Annotated in this window: 12 protein-coding genes; 5 read left to right on the top strand and 7 right to left on the bottom strand. The window is 64.2% G+C overall.

Annotated features, from left to right (window positions below; all coding sequences use genetic code 11):
• A partial coding sequence (locus AC1P6P_RS13080) for a glycosyltransferase family 2 protein (protein WP_481402886.1) occupies window positions 1-930 on the top strand: 930 nt, incomplete at its 5' end.
• A gap of 2 nt (window positions 931-932) precedes the next feature.
• Here AC1P6P_RS13080 and AC1P6P_RS13075 read toward each other — a convergent pair.
• From AC1P6P_RS13075 to AC1P6P_RS13065, 3 genes are all read right to left on the bottom strand, one after another.
• Window positions 933-2,318, bottom strand: a complete 1,386-nt coding sequence (locus tag AC1P6P_RS13075; RefSeq protein WP_481402885.1) for a hypothetical protein — start codon at window positions 2,316-2,318, stop codon at window positions 933-935.
• Window positions 2,315-3,874, bottom strand: a complete 1,560-nt coding sequence (locus AC1P6P_RS13070; protein ID WP_481402884.1) for a hypothetical protein — start codon at window positions 3,872-3,874, stop codon at window positions 2,315-2,317. The genes AC1P6P_RS13075 and AC1P6P_RS13070 overlap by 4 nt, the downstream gene beginning before the upstream one ends.
• Window positions 3,875-3,984: 110 nt before the next feature.
• Window positions 3,985-5,151 (bottom strand): class I SAM-dependent methyltransferase, encoded by a 1,167-nt coding sequence (locus tag AC1P6P_RS13065; protein ID WP_481402883.1) that lies wholly within the window; start codon window positions 5,149-5,151, stop codon window positions 3,985-3,987.
• A 219-nt stretch (window positions 5,152-5,370) separates the two neighbouring features.
• Between AC1P6P_RS13065 and AC1P6P_RS13060 the strand changes: the two genes are divergently transcribed.
• The 3 genes from AC1P6P_RS13060 to lpdA are packed head-to-tail and all read left to right on the top strand — an operon-like array spanning window position 5,371 to window position 9,429.
• The gene (locus AC1P6P_RS13060) at window positions 5,371-6,495 is read left to right on the top strand and encodes a glycosyltransferase (RefSeq protein WP_481402882.1); all 1,125 of its coding nucleotides are present in this window, start codon (window positions 5,371-5,373) and stop codon (window positions 6,493-6,495) included.
• Window positions 6,450-7,973, top strand: coding sequence for an ArnT family glycosyltransferase (locus AC1P6P_RS13055; protein WP_481402881.1), 1,524 nt, complete (start codon window positions 6,450-6,452; stop codon window positions 7,971-7,973). The genes AC1P6P_RS13060 and AC1P6P_RS13055 overlap by 46 nt, the downstream gene beginning before the upstream one ends.
• A 52-nt stretch (window positions 7,974-8,025) precedes the next feature.
• Window positions 8,026-9,429, top strand: a complete 1,404-nt coding sequence (gene lpdA / locus AC1P6P_RS13050) for a dihydrolipoyl dehydrogenase (RefSeq protein WP_481402880.1) — start codon at window positions 8,026-8,028, stop codon at window positions 9,427-9,429.
• A 6-nt stretch (window positions 9,430-9,435) separates the two neighbouring features.
• Here the strand turns inward: lpdA and AC1P6P_RS13045 are convergent, their stop codons facing one another.
• From AC1P6P_RS13045 to AC1P6P_RS13030, 4 genes are all read right to left on the bottom strand, one after another.
• Window positions 9,436-10,461, bottom strand: a complete 1,026-nt coding sequence (locus AC1P6P_RS13045; protein WP_481402879.1) for an SMP-30/gluconolactonase/LRE family protein — start codon at window positions 10,459-10,461, stop codon at window positions 9,436-9,438.
• A 110-nt stretch (window positions 10,462-10,571) separates the two neighbouring features.
• A complete protein-coding gene (gene rquA, locus AC1P6P_RS13040) occupies window positions 10,572-11,303 on the bottom strand; it encodes a rhodoquinone biosynthesis methyltransferase RquA (RefSeq protein ID WP_481402878.1) in 732 nt (243 codons plus the stop codon).
• 370 nt (window positions 11,304-11,673) lie between these two features.
• Window positions 11,674-12,933 (bottom strand): efflux RND transporter periplasmic adaptor subunit, encoded by a 1,260-nt coding sequence (locus AC1P6P_RS13035; protein ID WP_481402877.1) that lies wholly within the window; start codon window positions 12,931-12,933, stop codon window positions 11,674-11,676.
• Window positions 12,926-16,111, bottom strand: coding sequence for an efflux RND transporter permease subunit (locus tag AC1P6P_RS13030; RefSeq protein WP_481402876.1), 3,186 nt, complete (start codon window positions 16,109-16,111; stop codon window positions 12,926-12,928). Before AC1P6P_RS13030 ends, AC1P6P_RS13035 begins: the two co-directional genes overlap by 8 nt.
• Before the next feature lie 171 nt (window positions 16,112-16,282).
• Between AC1P6P_RS13030 and AC1P6P_RS13025 the strand changes: the two genes are divergently transcribed.
• A complete protein-coding gene (locus tag AC1P6P_RS13025; RefSeq protein ID WP_481402875.1) occupies window positions 16,283-16,909 on the top strand; it encodes a TetR/AcrR family transcriptional regulator in 627 nt (208 codons plus the stop codon).
• Window positions 16,910-17,315 lie beyond the last annotated feature (406 nt).

The raw sequence follows: 17,315 nt of genomic DNA, 5'->3' as shown, positions 1-17,315 counted from the left end.
AACGGCGGCAAGGCACGGGCGCTCAATCTCGGCCTGGCCCGCGCCAAGGGCGACGTGGTGGTGGCGCTCGATGCCGACACCCAGTTCGATCGCGAGACGATTTCGCGCCTGGTGCGCTGGTTCGTCGATCCGACCATCGGCGCGGTCGCCGGCAATGCCAAGGTCGGCAACCGCTTCAACATGATCACGCGCTGGCAGGCGCTGGAATACGTGGTGGCGCAGAACCTCGAGCGCCGGGCGCTCGCCGCCCTCGACACCTTGACGGTGGTGCCGGGCGCGGTCGGGGCGTGGCGGCGCCAGGTGCTGCTCGATCTCGGCGGCTATCCCGCGGACACTCTGGCCGAGGACCAGGACCTCACCATTCATCTGCAGCGCGCCGGCTTCCGCGTCCATTTCGATTCGTCGGCGATTGCCTGGACCGAAGCGCCGTCGTCATTCCGCACCCTTGCCAAGCAGCGCTTCCGCTGGGCCTATGGCACCCTGCAGTGCCTGTGGAAGTACCGCGACATGACCTTCAACAGGCGCTACGGCATGTTGGGTATGGTGGCGCTGCCGCAGGTGTGGATGTTCCAGATCATCCTCACCGCGCTGGCTCCCGTCGCCGACGTCTTGCTGGTGTTCCAGCTGCTGTCGCAATGGGTCGCCTACATCCAGCACGGCTCGGAGTATTCCAACCAGAGTCTGGTCACCGTCGGCATCTATTATGTCGTCTTCACGCTGGTCGACATCGCCGCCGCGGTGATCGGCTTCGCGATGGAAAAGCGCGAGAACTGGAGCCTGCTCTGGTGGCTGATGCTGCAGCGCTTCGGCTATCGCCAGCTGATGTATTATGTGGTGATGCGCTCGATCTCGACCGCCTTGCGCGGTGCCGTAGTCGGCTGGGGCAAGCTGGAACGGACCGGGACGGTGAAGGCCAAGCAGCCGGTGTAAGCCTATTTCGGGACGTAGAAGGTGCCGAAGTCGTCGCTGTGGTCGAGGCGATAGCTCTTGACCAGCGCCTGATAAACCCCGTCGCCGAGCGCGTAGGGCTCGCCGGGATCGAACTGGATCACCGCGTAGCGTCTGGCGGCGACGGCGGCGGCGATGTCGTGGTCGCTGCGGGTGCCGGTCTCGAACGCCTGGCCGATGTTGAACATGTCGACGGCCGCAGGTTTGCCGGCCCAGTAGCAGAACGCCAGCATCTCGCACAGGCCCGGGCCTTTTTGCGCCGCCATGAAGGCGATATCGGCGCGGGCCACAGCCGCCTCGTTGGCGAGCGCGGCCGGATCGAGATTGGCCGCCTGCCAGTCCTTGTCGCTGGCGACGGTATAAAAAAGCGGCGCCACCAGCACCGCCGCTGCCACCGGCTGGCGCCATCCGTCCATGCGCTGGACCATCAGCCCGACGCCAAGCGCGAGCGCGATATCGGCATCGAACATGACATTGGGATCGACGCCGGCGCCGCCGAGGAAACAGGTGCCGATCACGATTGCGATGCCGGCATAAATCGCCGCCAAGCGCACGCCGCTATCGCGCGGCGCGAGGATTACCAGCCCGCCCAGCGCTACAATCGCCGGACCGGTCCAGCTCAGCCAATGGGTTAGTTGCTGAACGAGCTGATCGACCGAATAGCCGCGCGCGGATGCCACCACGGCGAACAGGCTGACGCCGTAGCCGATGCGGAAAGCAATCAATCCCGCCGCCAGCAGCCCGATCCCCCACAACGCCAGCTCGACGGCGCGTTTGCGATTTTCCAGCAGCTGCCAGACAAGCGCGGCTGCCGGCAGCGCCACCACCGCATGCTTGACGAAGAATGCCGCCACGAACAGCGCGGCTGCGAGCGCCACCCGGCCGCGGCCGGTCAGCACCACCAGCCCGGCCAATGAAACGGCCTGGGCAAGCAACTGGGGATCGTCCATGCCGACGTAGTCGGTGGTGACCAGCAAGCCGGCGAGAAACCACAGCCCCGGCAACGCCGCGACCGATTTGGCGGCACCGTTGCGCCGCGCCAGGGCCGCCATCATCGCCATGATCGCCGCGACCGCCAGCAACGAACCGATCCGTCCCGCCACGATGGCGTCGCCGACGACCCAGCCGACCAGGCCGACGAGATAGAACGACAGCGGCGGGTAATTGTTGACGAGATACGCCTCGTGTCCGGGATAGAGCGGGTGGCCGCTCATCAGGGCGGCGGTGTGATAAGCGTTCCAGCCTTCGTTGGGATCGAATGGGAACGGCAGCGGCAGGATCGTCAGCACCCGCGCCAGCCCCACCGCGCACAGCGCCCCCATCGCCGCGATCACGGCATAACGGGCGAGGCGGGGCGTCGGCTGGATCATTGGGTGGCGCACAATCCTGTCGGCCGGATGCGATAAAGCGAGAAGAAACTGCCGCCATAAGCCAGACGCATGAACGCCGGTACTTCCGCCTGCTGGCCACCGCCATGAATGATCACGGCATAATCAAAGTGGCACTGGAAGTATTTGAGGTAGGGAAACACCTCTTCGATATCGGAATCGTTGGCCGAACGACCGAGCGAGAGATCGGCGAGCTCGGTGGCGTCCGGCGGCGAACCCTGCTTGGCGGTGGCGGCGGCAAACTGATCGTAGGGCGATTTCACTTCGATCACATGCTGGCCCTTGGTGGCGAACATCAACGGCGTGAAGGCACCGCGGTCGACGATGGCGAACTCCGCAATGTGCCAATAGGGCTGGTCGGAAAGATCGCTCAAGGCATCGCCGTCGAGCACCGTGAAGATCCGCGCGCCTTTGGGGATTTCGGCAATCGCGGTGCGGAATTCGCGGAACTGCACGTCATAGCCGTGCCAGCTTTGATAAAGCAGGGCGGAATTGATCCCGCCGAGCACGACGACGAGGGCGCCGAACACCATGGCGAGAATTTTGCCGGTGCGCAGCTCAAGGCTGGCAAAGGTGATGACGCCGAGCACCGGCGGCAACCGCATGTCGACGCCCCAGCCACCCAACGCCCATTCCGGCGCCACCATGGTCAACACCGCCATCGTCAGCACCAGCGGCTTCATCACCGGATGGATGCGCAGCTTGCCGTAGGCAAGGCCGGCGAGAATGAGAATGGCGAGGCTGCCGATCATCAGATAGGCGGGATCGGAAAACGCCCATTGCGCCGCGCTGCCGAAGCGGTCGCTGATCGAATCGGTATAGTTGAACTCGACGCCGCCGCCTTCACCGCCCGCCGATTTGAAGAACAGCGAGCAGAACCCGGCCGGCACAAAGATGAGCAGCGCCGGTACTGCGCGCCTGCCAAGCGACGGTATCGCGAAATCCTTGTCGCGCAGCACGACGCCCAATTCGTACAGCGCGATCAGCACGACGAGGACGCAGACCGCGAACAGGTGGCAGACGTAGAGCGCGAACACTGCCAGCGTGAAGCCGGCCAGCACCAGCGGCGAGCGTTTGCCTCGCGTCGCGATCCAGGCGGCGAAAATCAGGAAGGCAAAGCCGGCGGCGAAGGTGTAATTGAGGAAGCCCCAGGTGAAATTGGCGTTGATGGTGAACAGCGCGCCGGCCAGCGGCGCGGCGCCGATCTTGCCGCTGACGGCGCGCTGGATCAGGGCGGCGCCCGTGACCCACATCAACACTGCGATGGTCAGGAACAGCTTGACCGCGGCCTCGAGCGGCACCACCCGGGCGAACAGCGGCACCAGGATGTCGGAGGCGAGGTTGGGCAGCAGCCGCCAATGGACACCGTAATATTGCGCCAGCGGGGCGGTGTCGGCGCCGCCGCGGATCAGGTGGAATCCGGCCAGATGCGCGGGATAGTCGGGCATCGCCGGCGAGCCGACGCTCCACAACGGGAAGATGAAGAAAGCCGCCAACAGCAATAAGGCGACGATCGGCCAGTCACGCGATGTCTGCATGTGTCCCCTCCGGCCCCATACGCCGGAACGGGCGTGTTAGCACGTTCCCCCCGACCCGTCACAGAGGGCCTGTCACAGTGCGACGGAGAGGACAGCCAAGGTCTGACAAATCAGGCGTGTACCAGCTCGACCTGGACCACATCGGTGCGCCCGACCTGGAAGGCGGCAGCGCAGATGTTCAAATAGTACTGCCAGTTGCGCAGGAAGCGGTCGTCGTGACCGAGCGCCTCGATCTCGGAGGAGCGCGCCGTCATGCGGGCCGACCACTCGCGCAGGGTCTTGGCGTAGTCCTTGCCGAAGGCGAACTGATCCACCACTTTGAGTCCGGCCCGCTCCGCCTCCTCGCGGAAGCGCGCCAGCGACGGCAACATGCCGCCGGGAAAGACGTAATGGCGAATGAAATCGCTCCTGAGCCGGTACATCGAGAACAGGTCGTCGCGGACTGTGATGGTCTGGACCAGTGCTCGCCCGCCCTGCTTCAGCCGCTCGGCCACGGTGGCGAAATAGGCCGGCCAGTACTGCTCGCCGACCGCCTCGAACATCTCGATCGAAACGATGGCATCGAAGGCGCCTCTCGCCTTGCGGTAGTCCTGCAAAACGATGTCGGCGGCGCCCTTCAGGCGGTCGCGGGCGAACTGGAACTGCGACGGCGAGATGGTGAGGCCGGTCACGGCACGGCCGGCGGCAGCGGCCCTTTCGGCAAATCCGCCCCAGCCGCAGCCGATTTCCAGCACCGATTTGCCGCTTTTGGCGATGCGCTCGAGGATCCGCTGGTATTTGTTCGATTGGGCAGTTTCGAGAGTTTCTGCGGTTTCGCCGAACAGGCCCGAGGAATAGGTCATGCTCTGGTCGAGCCACAGGCAATAGAAGTCGTTGCCGACGTCGTAGTGGGCCTCGATGTTGCGCCGGGCGCCGCCAAGGGAATTGCGCCGCACGAAGCGGTCGCTGATGACCAGTGCGATACGGCTGAAAAACCCGCCATGGGCGAGATTGCCGAGTGCCTCCATGTTGAGGAGAAACAGCTGTACCAGCTGATCGATGCTGTCGGTATCCCAGCCGCCGTCAATGTAGTCCTCGCCAAGCGCGATGTCGCCGCGTTGCACGATATGGCGCAGCACGCTCCAGTCATGGATGGCAAAGCGCGCCGACGGCCCCGGCTCCGGTCCGCTGAACAGGCGCACCTCGCCATTGGGGGCAACGAAAGTGAGGGTCCCGCAGGCGAGTCGTCCCAGAACGTCGTACCAGCGTTTTTCCACGAACGAATCGGCGATCAGCATGAAAATCCCCGTACAGCGTGACGTTCGGCCGCTCTTTATACCGCCCGCCTCCCCCGGCCGGAACCCAAATTACCGCCTCGGCACAACTCTTGGCCGCAGCGGAAAGTTCGTTAAGTTACTGAGCGAGAACAGAAAATCTATCATTTGCTGGTGCGGCTGGCGAACACTTGACGGCGGGCCGCGGCGCGCTCACTAACCCGCCCCTTGAAGGTGAGGCCCATGACGTTTGCCAGTGTCGATACTTCCTCGGTTGCCGGACAGGGTTTGCAGCTCTCGGTCGTCATCCCCACGTACAACGAACGCGGCAATGTCGCCGAGCTGATCCGCCGGCTCGACGTGACGCTGCAGGGCATCCGCTGGGAAGCGGTTTATGTCGATGACAACTCGCCCGACGGCACCGCCGATGCGGTAAAGGCGATCGGGCGGACCGATCCTCGGGTGCGGTGCTTGCGCCGGGTCGGGCGCCGCGGTCTGGCCGGGGCGTGCATCGAAGGTATCCTGTCGTCGAATGCATCCTATGTCGCGGTGATGGACGCCGACCTGCAGCACGACGAAACCGTGCTGCCGAAGATGCTCGCCATGCTGCAATCGGGCGCTTACGACCTGATCGGCGCCACCCGCTATGTTGACGGCGGTGATTCCTCCTCGTTCAGCGCCGCCCGCTCCAAGATCAGCCGGCTCGCCACCAAGATCACCCAGAAGGTGCTCGGAACCGAACTGTCGGACCCGATGAGCGGCTTCTTCATGATGCGCCGCGACACCTTCGACGACATGGCGCCGCGCCTGTCGCCGGTCGGTTTCAAGATCCTGCTCGACATCGCCACTGCGACCGAGGGGCTGCGCATCGGCGAAGTGGCCTATTCCTTCGGCACCCGGCTCGAAGGCGAATCGAAGTTCAACATTCAGGTCGGTGTCGAGTTCCTCGGCCTGGTGTTGTCCAAGCTGACCAACGGCGTGGTCGATCCGCGCTTCATTTTCTTCGCCATCGTCGGAGCCACCGGCGTCGCGATCAATCTCGGTGTCCTCAACCTCGCCATGGTTCTGCAGCCCGGCGCCGGCTTCGAATGGGCCAAGACCGTCGCCACCGCCGTCGCGATGCTGTGGAATTTCGTGCTCAACAACAATTTCACTTATCGCGACCGCCGCCTGAAGGGGCTGGGGCTGGTCCGCGGCTTCATCGGCTTCTGTCTGTTCGGCGCCATTGGGGCGGTGACCGATATCGGTCTCGCCAGCCAGCTTCACGTCCATCATGAGACATGGTTGGTTGCCGGTCTCGCCGGTTCCATTGTGGGTGTGCTGTGGAATTACGCCATGTCGAGCATGTTCATCTGGCGCACGCGGTGATCTGCCAGCAGCGCTTTCTGATCGCGCTGTTTGGGTTGTTCGTCCTGCGCCTCGTGGCCGGCGCGCTGCTGCCGCTGTCGGCCGATGAAGCGTATTATTGGCTTTGGTCCAAGCACTTAGCGGCCGGCTATTACGACCACCCGCCGGCCATCGCCGGGCTGATCGGTGCCGGCACGCTGGTTTTCGGCCAGACCGCCTTCGGCGTCCGCATCGCCGGCATTCTGCTGTCGTTCGGCGCGACCTGGCTGGTCTGGCAAAGCGCCGTCCTGTTGTTGCGGGACAAAGACGCCGGTCCGCGCGCGGCGCTGTTCTTCAACCTGACCCTGATGGTCACGGTGGAGATGCTGGCCGCCACGCCGGACACGCCGCAGGTATTCGCCGCCGCCGCCTTGCTCTGGGCCCTCGCCAAGGTGGCCGCGACCGGCAACGGCCGCTGGTGGCTGGCGGTCGGCGTTGCCGGCGGGCTGGGGTTGCTGTCGAAATACTCCACCTTGTTCTTGGGTGCCGGCGCGCTTGTCTGGCTGCTGGCATCACCGCCGCTGCGCCGCTGGATGGCGACCCCCTGGCCGTATCTCGGCGGGGCGGTGGCCGCGCTGCTCTTCCTGCCCAACCTGCTGTGGAACGCCGATCACGGCTGGGCGACGTTCACCTTCCAGTTCGGCCGCATCGCCGGGCACCAATTCACCCTTTCCTATCTCGGCGAATTCGTCGGTGCCCAACTGGCGCTGGCAACCCCCTTTATCTTGGTGCTGGGGGTGATGGGTCTTGCCGCCGCCTCCCGTCGCGAACCCGAGCGCGCCCTGATCGCGGCGCTGATTTGGCCTTCAATTTCCTATTTCGCTGTCCATGCGCTGCATGACCGGGTCCAGGGCAATTGGCCGTGCTATCTGTTTCCGGCGCTGGTGATCGCCGCTGTGGATGCGGCCCGCCGCCGCGATTGGACCGGTTGGCGCCTGCCGGTGATCAAATGGTCGGCCAAACTGGCGATTCCGGTGGCCGCCGTGCTGGTGGTAGCGGGCTACGCGCAAGGTCTTCTCGGGGTGGTGCCGATGGGCCGCAAGGACCCCTTGGCACGGCTGTTGGCCGTCGGGATGCCGCAAGTGGTTGAGGAGCTTGGCGCCCTAAAAACCGCCAATCATGCCGACCGGATCGTGACGACCGACTACGCCACCACCGCCTGGTTCGCCTTTTACAGCCCGTATCCGGTCGCCAGCCTCGGCGAGGATTATCGCTGGCCCAATTCGCCCCCGCTCGCCGCCTCCGCCGCGCCGGCCCTCTACATCGCCGAACTGCCGCTGGGCCAGAAGCGGGAGAAGCAGGAGAAGTTCGCCGTCGCCCTTGAGAGTGTGACGAACGCCTATGCCCGGGTCAGCGAAATCGCCCGCCTCGAGCGCCGCCGCCAAGGCGTGCCGGTTGCCTCCTACATCGTCTATCGGCTCGAGCAGCCGAAAGCGGCCTTCGTTGGCCGGATGCCTTGAGAATTGTTCTAATAAAACCTATTTTCCCCGCGTCGCTTGCTGCGGGATCTCCATGACCGATACCTTTGATGCCGTCGTCATTGGCGGCGGACCCGGTGGCTACAATGCCGCCATCCGGCTTGGTCAGCTTGGGTTGAAGACGGCTTGCATCGACAAGCGCGGCCGCTTCGGCGGCACCTGCCTCAATGTCGGCTGCATCCCGTCGAAGGCGCTGCTGTTTGCATCGGAGCGCTATGATGAGGCTCGCCACGGCTTTGCCAAGATCGGTATCAAGGCGTCGGTCGATCTCGATCTCGCCGGGATGATGGCGCACAAGGACAAGGTCGTCGGCGAGTTGACCAAGGGCGTCGAATTCCTGTTCAAGAAGAACAAGGTCGAACCGATCGTCGGCAGCGCCCGTATCCTCGCGCCGGGCCAAGTGGAAGTGCACGGCGCCGACGGCTGGGTCCACACCGTCGAGGCCAAGAACATCATCATCGCCACCGGCTCCGACGTGATGGGGTTGCCGGGTGTCGCCATCGATGAGACACGCATCGTCTCCTCAACCGGCGCGCTGGCGCTGAAACAAGTGCCGAAACGGCTGCTGGTGGTCGGCGGCGGCTATATCGGGCTCGAACTCGGTTCGGTGTGGCGCCGGCTTGGGGCCGAGGTCACGGTGGTCGAATTCCTCGAGCGCATCACGCCCGGTCTCGATGGCGAAATCGGCAAGACGTTCCAGCGCATCCTCGGCAAACAGGGCATGCGCTTCAAACTTTCCACCAAAGTGGTCGGCGTCGACACGTCGGGAGACAGCCTGAAGGTTACCGTCGAGCCCGCCGCCGGCGGCGCGCCGGAAACGCTCGAAACCGATGTGATGCTGGTCTCCATCGGCCGCCGTCCGTATACCGACGGATTGGGTTTGGAAGACATCGGTGTGGCGCTCGACGCCAAGAAGCGCGTCGTCACCGATGGGCACTTCAAGACCAACGTGCCGGGTATCTGGGCGATCGGAGACTGCCGCGAAGGAGCAATGCTGGCGCACAAAGCCGAAGATGAAGCGGTGGCGTGTGCCGAGCGCATCGCCGGCCGCGCCGGGCATGTGAACTACGATGCCATTCCGGCGGTCGTTTATACCGCGCCCGAAGTGGCGAGCGTCGGCAAGACCGAAGAGGAGTTGAAAGCCGCCGGCATCGCGTACAAGATCGGCAAATTCCCCTTCACCGCCAACGCTCGCGCCAAAACCATCGCGGCGACCGAAGGCTTCGCCAAGGTGCTCGCCGATGCCGCCAGCGATAAGGTTTTGGGCGTGCACATCATCGGGCCGGAGGCGGGCAATCTGATCGCCGAAGCGGCGTTGGCGCTCGAGTTCGGTGCGTCGTCGGAAGATATCGCGCGCACCTCGCACGCCCATCCCACCCTCACCGAAGCCGTCCGACAGGCAGCGATGGGGGTGGAAGGCTGGACGATGCAGATGTGAGGCCGATCAGCCCCAGTTCGCCGCCTTGGTCTTCAGCTTGATGCGGGCGACGATATCGGTGGCGCAGATGAACAGCGTCGACCCGTCTTCGCCGAAGGCGCAGTTGGGCGAGGCGCGGCCGGTGACGTTGATCAGGCCGAGGAGCTTGCCTTCCTTCGACAGCACCAGAATGCCGCCGGGGCCGGCGACGAACAGATTGCCGTCCTGGTCGACCTTGAGCCCGTCGGGATTGCCCTTGGCGTCCGGCGTCAGCAGCGGCGTGAAGTCGAACAGCACCGACGACGACGTGACCAGGCCGTTTGGCCCCAGCGCATAGGTCTTCACGACCGGCTTGGCGTGATCGGTATTGGTGACATAAAGCGTCGATTCATCGGGCGACAGGGCAATGCCGTTGGGCCGGCCAAGGTCCTTGTCGAGCACCGCCAGCGTGCCGTTGGGATCGAGCCGGTAGACGCCCGAGAACGGCAATTCCTTGATCGGCGAGGTGTCGCCGTCCGCCAGTCCATAGGGCGGATCGGTGAAATAGATCGCGCCCGATCTGGCGATGCAAAGATCGTTCGGGCTGTTCAGCTTCTTGCCTTCGAACTTGTCGACCAGGATGGTCTTTTTCTTGGTCTTGAGATCGACCTTGGCGATGGCGCGGGTGCCAGAATCGGCCATCACCAGGGCGCCGGAGGCATCAATCGCCAGTCCGTTCGATCCCGGTTCGCGCAGCGCCGGATTGGGCTCGCCCGCCAGTCCCGACGGCTTCAGGAATTCCACCGGCGTCGCACCTGGCATCCATTTGTAGATCGTGTTGGTGCGCGGATCGCTGAACAACAGATAACCGCCGTCCTTGACCCACACTGGTCCTTCCGCCCAGGTATAGCCCCACCCGATCTGCTCGACCGGCTGGGCGACATCGACGAGGGCGTCGAGCGCGACGTTCTGGCGGCGCACTTGGCCATAGGAGCCCGGCACCGGCGCCGCGATCGCCGAAGCGAACGGCAACAGGGCGCTCGAGGCGAGAACGGAACGGCGCGAAATCAACATCAAACCTCTCCACTGGTTCGGCGGCGCGAACCCTAATCACCGCCGCGCCGCTGCGAAAGCGGGAGGGCGTGAATCCGGCGTAATTATTTCCAATCTACCGTAATCAGGCATCAGACGCCGCGCTTGGCAACGACCTTCTGGTAGAAGCCGCCGAAGAAGGGTGTCTGGGTCACGATCATGTCGGGCGGCAACAGATCCTTGAGCGGCCGAGCCATCAACGACAGCGCAAACGGCTCGAGCAGTGCCAGGAACGGCACCATCAGATAGCGCAGCGGATTCCACCGCGACGGCGGACCGTAATCGCAGATCACCAGCGTGCCGTCCGGCTTCAGCACGCGCAGCGCCTCGCGCAGGGTCTCAGCCCTGACCGCTTCCGGCTGCTCGTGCAACAGGAAGAACACCAGCACCTTGTCGTAGATCGCGTCGGGCAGATGCAGGGTGGTCGAATCCATCCGCATCAGCCGCACGGGGGCCCGCTTCGGCAGTTTCCATTTGAGGGTGCGAAGCTGGATCGGCAACACGTCGACGACATCGAGCTGGCCATCCTGCAACGCCGCCCGTTTCGCGAGCTTGGGTGTCAGGTTGCCGTAGACGCACGCGACCTGCAGCATCCGGCCCAGCGCAGGCTCACTGAACTCGGCCAAGGCGGCACGGCGCAGCCGATTGTAATTGCCAAGCAGTATCAGATTGATCAGCCACAGCCGGTCGAATACCCGCGGCGCCTTGGGGTGGACGTAAGCCCACCAATAGTGGCGCATCAAATAGTCCGGCACGGCCACATGCTCGTGATAGGAGGCAGTGGCCGCCGCTGGGCTCGTGACGTCGTCGTGACTGCGGTCCATGGGCTATCCGGCGGGTCGGCACCCGTCAAAATGGGGGACGGACCGAGGCCTCACAATGCGGCGGAATCGGCCGACAGCCCTGTCAGGCTGCGCAAATGGCCGCGGGGCCGCTGGGATTTTTTGTAAGTCCAACGCCGTGACGTAAGTGTGCGCATGGTAACGGAACCATTCGCTACGATCGGCCGCAGCTTGCGGCGGAACGCATAACCTCGAAGAGCCGGTCACCTAAGATTCCGCCGGCGCCTCCATGCTGGAGCGGCTCGCTAGGCCCATAGGCGCAGACGATCGGAGTTTCCTTTCGAGCGTATGTCAAACCATTGCGGATGGAACGTCCCGGACACCGCTCGCCCAGTATTAAAAGTGCGATTCTTTAGCCGTGATGGGTAGCTGGGCCGCTAAGGCGCACCGGATCGCCTTGATTGAGCGAATCCAGGGGGTTGTCGATGATGCGATCGTGTGGGCCGACGCCGGACGCTAGCTCGATTGTGGTGCCGTTATCGCGGGCGATCTCCACCGCATGCATCGCGACCTTGTTACCCGGCCCCATCACAGCGACCGCCATGGCGCCGTTGCGGTAGATCAGGGCGCTAGACGGCACCTGCAGCCCCGCAGCCGTGGCATTGAGCTTGAACGAGACCTCGGCATAGGCACCCGGCTTCAACAGTTGCTGCGTGTTGTCGGCGAGGAGCTGTACCAGCACCGTGCCGCTGGCCGGATCGACGGCGCCGGCATTAGCCAGCACCGTGGCCGTAAAGACGTGGCCGGGATGTTCGGGCACGGAAAAACTGGCGACGGTGCCCGCCGCGATCTCGCTTGCATAGGTCTGCGGCACGCGCACGTAGAGGCGAAGCCGGTTTTGGTCGGACACCGTGAATAGAGGCGTCGCCGATGCATTGCCCGACGCCACCAGATTGCCGATGTCGATCGAGCGGCTGGTGACCACGCCGGCAAACGGCGCCACGATGCGGGTATAGCCGAGATTGATGCTGGCCGCCTCGACGGCGGCGCGGTCGGACTCGACCAGGCCAGCGTCGGAATTGACGGCCGCCTGCTGGGTCTGCACCTGCTGGCTTGAAATCGCATTCTGGGAAGCCAGCGCTTGATAGCGCACCAGATCCTGCCGCGCATTGAGGAGATTGGCGTTGTCGCGGGCGAGCGCGCCGCGCGCCTGATCGAGTGCGGCCCGATAGGGGCGGGGATCGATCTCGGCCAGCAGGTCACCGCTCTTCACCGCCGTGCCGATGTCGACATGCCACTTCAGCACCGTCCCCGAGACTTGCGCGTAGATCGGGGCATTGTTGTAGGCCTGTACTGCGCCCGGCAGCACCAGCGCATGCCCAGCCGTCATCGCCACCGGCGCTACGACCTTGACGATCGGCACGGCTTGATCGCGCGTCCAGTTCGCCACGTCGCTTTCGGCCATCATGCGGCCGGCGACGCCGACCGCCACCACGACCAGCGCCACCACACCCGCCCCGATGCCGATCATCTTCAGCCGCTTGGGCCGGTTGTAGCGCAGCACGTCGCGATCATTGTTTGGATTGGCGGCATGTTCAGGCGGCGGCGCCGGGTTGTCGGCAGCTCCCATTTCGCTGATGCCTTCGAACGGAAAGTCCTGTTTGTCAGGCATAGGCTTCTCCCGTGGAACCGTGCGGCACCTGGCGGGCCGCTTGCGCCGACCGCCGTCCGTGCACCATGGCGAACACCACCGGCACGAACATCAGGGTAGCGCAGGTAGCGAATATGAGCCCGCCGATCACCGCGCGGCCAAGCGGGGCATTCTGCTCGCCGCCGTCTCCCAGCCCGAGCGCCATCGGCGCCATGCCGATGATCATGGCAAGGGCCGTCATCAGCACCGGGCGGAAACGGGTGATGCCGGCCTCCACAGCCGCGATCGCCGCGTTCCCAGTGGCCGCCAACCGCTCGCGCGCGAAGCTGACGACCAGGATCGAATTGGCGGTGCCGACGCCCATGCACATGATTGCGCCGGTGAGCGCAGGAACCGACAGCGTGGTGCCGGTCGCAAACAGCATCCAGATGATTCCCGCCAGCGCCGCCGGCAGCGCCGTGATGATCACGAACGGATCGAGCCAGGACTGGAAGTTGACCACGATCAACAGATAGATCAGCACGAGGGCGGCGAGGATGCCGAGATAGAGGCTGGTGAACGCCGAATCCATCGTCACCGCCTGGCCCCGCACCGTGACCGACGCCCCCTTGGGGACATCGCCGGAGGTCGCCGCGAGAAGCTTGCGCACATCGGCTTCGACGCCGCCGAGATCGCGATCCTGGTTGGTGGCGTACAAGTCCATCACCGGTCGAACGTTGTAGTGGGAAACAACGGCGCTCGAGGCTTCGCGCGTGAAGCGGGCCAGTCCGCCGAGGACCTGAGGCGTGCCGCTGGCACCCGTCACCGGGATGTTGGCGAGGCCGCTGAGTGACGGTACGTCATATTCCGGCATCTGCGCCACGATCGGATAGGACACGCCGCTCTTGGGATCGAGCCAGAAGGTCGGCGCGACCTGCGAAGAGCCGGCAAGCGAGGTGGTGAGACTGTTGGTGACGTCGCGCTCGGTCAATCCCAGCCCGGCGATGCGCGAGCGGTCGACATCGACGCGGATTTCGGGATTGCCTTCGGACTGCTGGACGCGGGCGTCGGCGATGCCGCGGATGGTGCGCAGCTTGTGCAGCAATTCGAAAGCGTATTGCTGGTTTGCCTGCTGGTTTGGTCCCGCCACCTGGATGTCGAGCGGTGCCGGCGACCCGAAATTCAGGATTTGGCTGACGATGTCGGCCGGCAGGAACGAGAACGTCACGCCCGGAAACGCCTGCGGCAGCTTCTCGCGCAAGGTGCGGACATAGTCGGCGGTGGCGTGATGACTGCTCTTCAGGCTGATGTAGATATCGCCGTCCTGATACCCGATCAGTCCCGAATTATTGTAGATGGTGTTGATGGCGCTGGTCGGCAGACCGAGATTGTCGACGATGGCATCGAGTTCATTCGGCGGGATGGTGGCGCGGATGGCTTTCTCGATGCTACCGAACACGAGCGCCGACTGCTCCAGCCGCATGCCGACCGGAGGGCGGGCGTGGATGGTGATCTGGCCGGAATCGACGGCCGGGAAGAAATTCGATCCGAGGAACGGCACCAGCCCGAACGAAATCATCACAACGATCATGAACCCGGCGACGAACATGGTGCGATGGGCCATCGCCAGCGCCAGCAGGTTGCGATAGCCCTCGCGGACTTGATCGAAGCGGCGGGTGAACCCCTGCTGGAAGCGAGCGAGCCGGCCAGGCTTTTTCGACCGCGCCGCATTGGCTTCGGCGGCATGGGTTTTCAACAGGTACATCGCCAGGGTCGGCACCAGCGTGCGCGACAGGATGAACGAGGCGATCATGGCAAAGACCACTGCCTCGGCCATCGGCACGAAGAGATAGCCGGCGACGCCGGTGAGCGCGAACATCGGCACGAACACGATGCAGATGCACAAGAGCGACACGAACGCCGGGGTGACGATCTGCTGGGCGCCGTCGAGAATGGCCTGCCGCACAGGCTTGCTCTGTTCCAGATGCCAGTTGATGTTCTCGATGGTGACGGTGGCGTCGTCGACCAGGATGCCGATGGCGAGCGCGAGGCCGCCAAGAGTCATGATGTTCAGCGTCTCGCCGACTGCCGACAGCGCCGCCAGCGCGGCCAGGATGGCAAGCGGAATCGAGGTGGCGATGATGACGGTAGAGCGCCAGCTGCCGAGAAAAACCAAAATCATCAGGCTGGTCAGCACGGCCGCAATAAGGCCTTCGCGCACCACGCCGGAGATCGCGGCGGTCACGAACAGCGACTGATCGTTCAAAGGCGTGATCTTGAAGGCGGGTGGCATGGTCGCGAGAATTTGCGGCAGATCGGTTTTGACCCCCTTTACGACGTCCAAAGTAGAAGCCGATCCGGTTTTCAATACGGTGGTGAGCACGGCGCGGGCGCCATTGACATGCACCAGGCTCTGCTGCGGCGGCGAGCCGTCGCGCACATGTCCGACGTCCCTCAGATAGATCACAGCGCCGTTGACGGTCTTCACCGGCAGGTTGTTGAGATCCTGGATGGTCGGAGCGGCGTTGTTGAGTTTCACCGTGTACTGGGTGGGACCGACCTTCACGGTGCCGGCGGGAATGATCTGGTTCTGGGCGGCAAGCGCGTTGCCGACGTCCTGTGCCGACAGTCCGTTGGCCTGCAACGCCTGCGGATCGAGATCGACCTGCACCTGCCGGACTCTGCCGCCATACGAATACGGAATCGCGGCGCCGGGAACCGTCGCCAGGATCGGCCGCATGAAATTCTGCGTCAGATCGAGCACCTGCTGCTCGGGCAGCCCTGAGGTGGCGAGCTGCAGGATCGGCACGGTGGAGGCGTTGTAGTTGAGGATCAGCGGCGGCGTCGTGCCCGGCGGCATCGCCTTGAGAATCGTCTGCGATACCGAGGTGACCTGGGCGGTGGCGGTGCGGATGTCCACCGTGGGCTGGAAATAAATCTTGACGATGCCGATGCCGGCCAGCGACGTGCTCTCGATGTGTTCGATGTCGTTGACGGTGGTGGTCAGCACCCGCTCATAGGGCGTGATGATGCGCCCGCTCATGTCGTCGGGCGACAGGCCGGTGTACTGGAAAGCGACACCGATTACCGGGACGCCGATGTTGGGGAATATATCGGTAGGCGTTTTGAACGCCGCCAGTGGGCCGACGATGACGATCAAGAGCGCCATCACGATGAAGGTGTAGGGCCGCTCGAGCGCGACACGGACGATCGCGGTCATGCGCGAGGCCCCTGCCGGGCAGCCGTTGACGCCAATTCATCCATGGAACTTCCTGTGACCATGATGTTACTGACCGGTACGTCCTATATTGTGATATACGGGATACTTGTTATCGGGCAAGCGATAATTTGCTCGAACTACAAGCAGAACGATGTAACTGGGAGAAACGGCTTGAAGAAACCGGTTGCCAAGCGTGCGGCGGAACGGATTCGCGAAACCGCGGCGCAGCTTTTCTATCGTGAGGGAATTCGCGCCGTCGGCGTCGACGAGATCGTGACGCGGGCCGGCGTGACCAAACCGAGCCTCTACCGCAGCTACACCTCGAAGGACGAACTGGCGGCCGACTACCTGCGCAACCATGGCGCCGCGCGGCTGAAAGCCTTCGATGACGCGCTGTCGAAGGGGCCCGATGTGCGCGCCAACTTCCGCGACTGGCTTGCGGCGCTGGCTGAGCGGGCCTGCAAGTCCGATTATCGCGGTTGCGGCAATTCCAATGCGGCGGTGGAGTATCCCCAGGCCGACCACCCGGCACGCAAGGTGGCGATCGCCAACAAGCGCCGCTTCCGCGCCCGCCTGCACGCCCTGGCCGAACGCCTCGGCGCTCCCGAGCCGGACGTTCTTGGCGACATGCTTCTATTGGTGATCGAAGGAACCTTCGCCTCAGGCCAACTCTTCGGCCACGGCGGCCCGCCCGGCCAGCTCGTCCGCGCCGTCGACATTATGATCGATTCCGCCATCAACCAGCCGCCATCCTTCCGGCGCAAATCACCGGCGCGGATCGAACCGACAAAAGCGTGATCGCGGCCAGCAAACCGCGTGCCTGAGACCCAACTCAAACGCGATCGTCCCTCTGCAGCGTTTCGGCGTCTGACACAGAAACTGGTGGGCCCGGCAGGAACCACGGTTTATATCGGAGCCCCAAATGTAGCCATTTTTCTTTTCTGGCTGTTTCAAAATACCAACAAAAGTACCAGCACTGTTTTCGGCTTTCGCATGGGGAGTGCCCCCCGCTCGATGCGGACGCCTACCTCCCGAAGCCTTTTTCGATCCGCGCTCCCGCGTGGGGAGCGACGCCGTGGCGCCTACGGCCGCGATCGCACCAGTTAGTTTCGATCCGCGCTCCCGCGTGAGGAGCGACCCTCGCGCTTCTGCGCGAACTGCTGTTTCGCCTCGTTTCGATCCGCGCTCCCGCGTGGGGAGCGAC

It is taken from the genome of Rhizomicrobium sp. (assembly GCF_056722145.1).
This window is presented reverse-complemented; position numbering and strand designations above follow the sequence as displayed.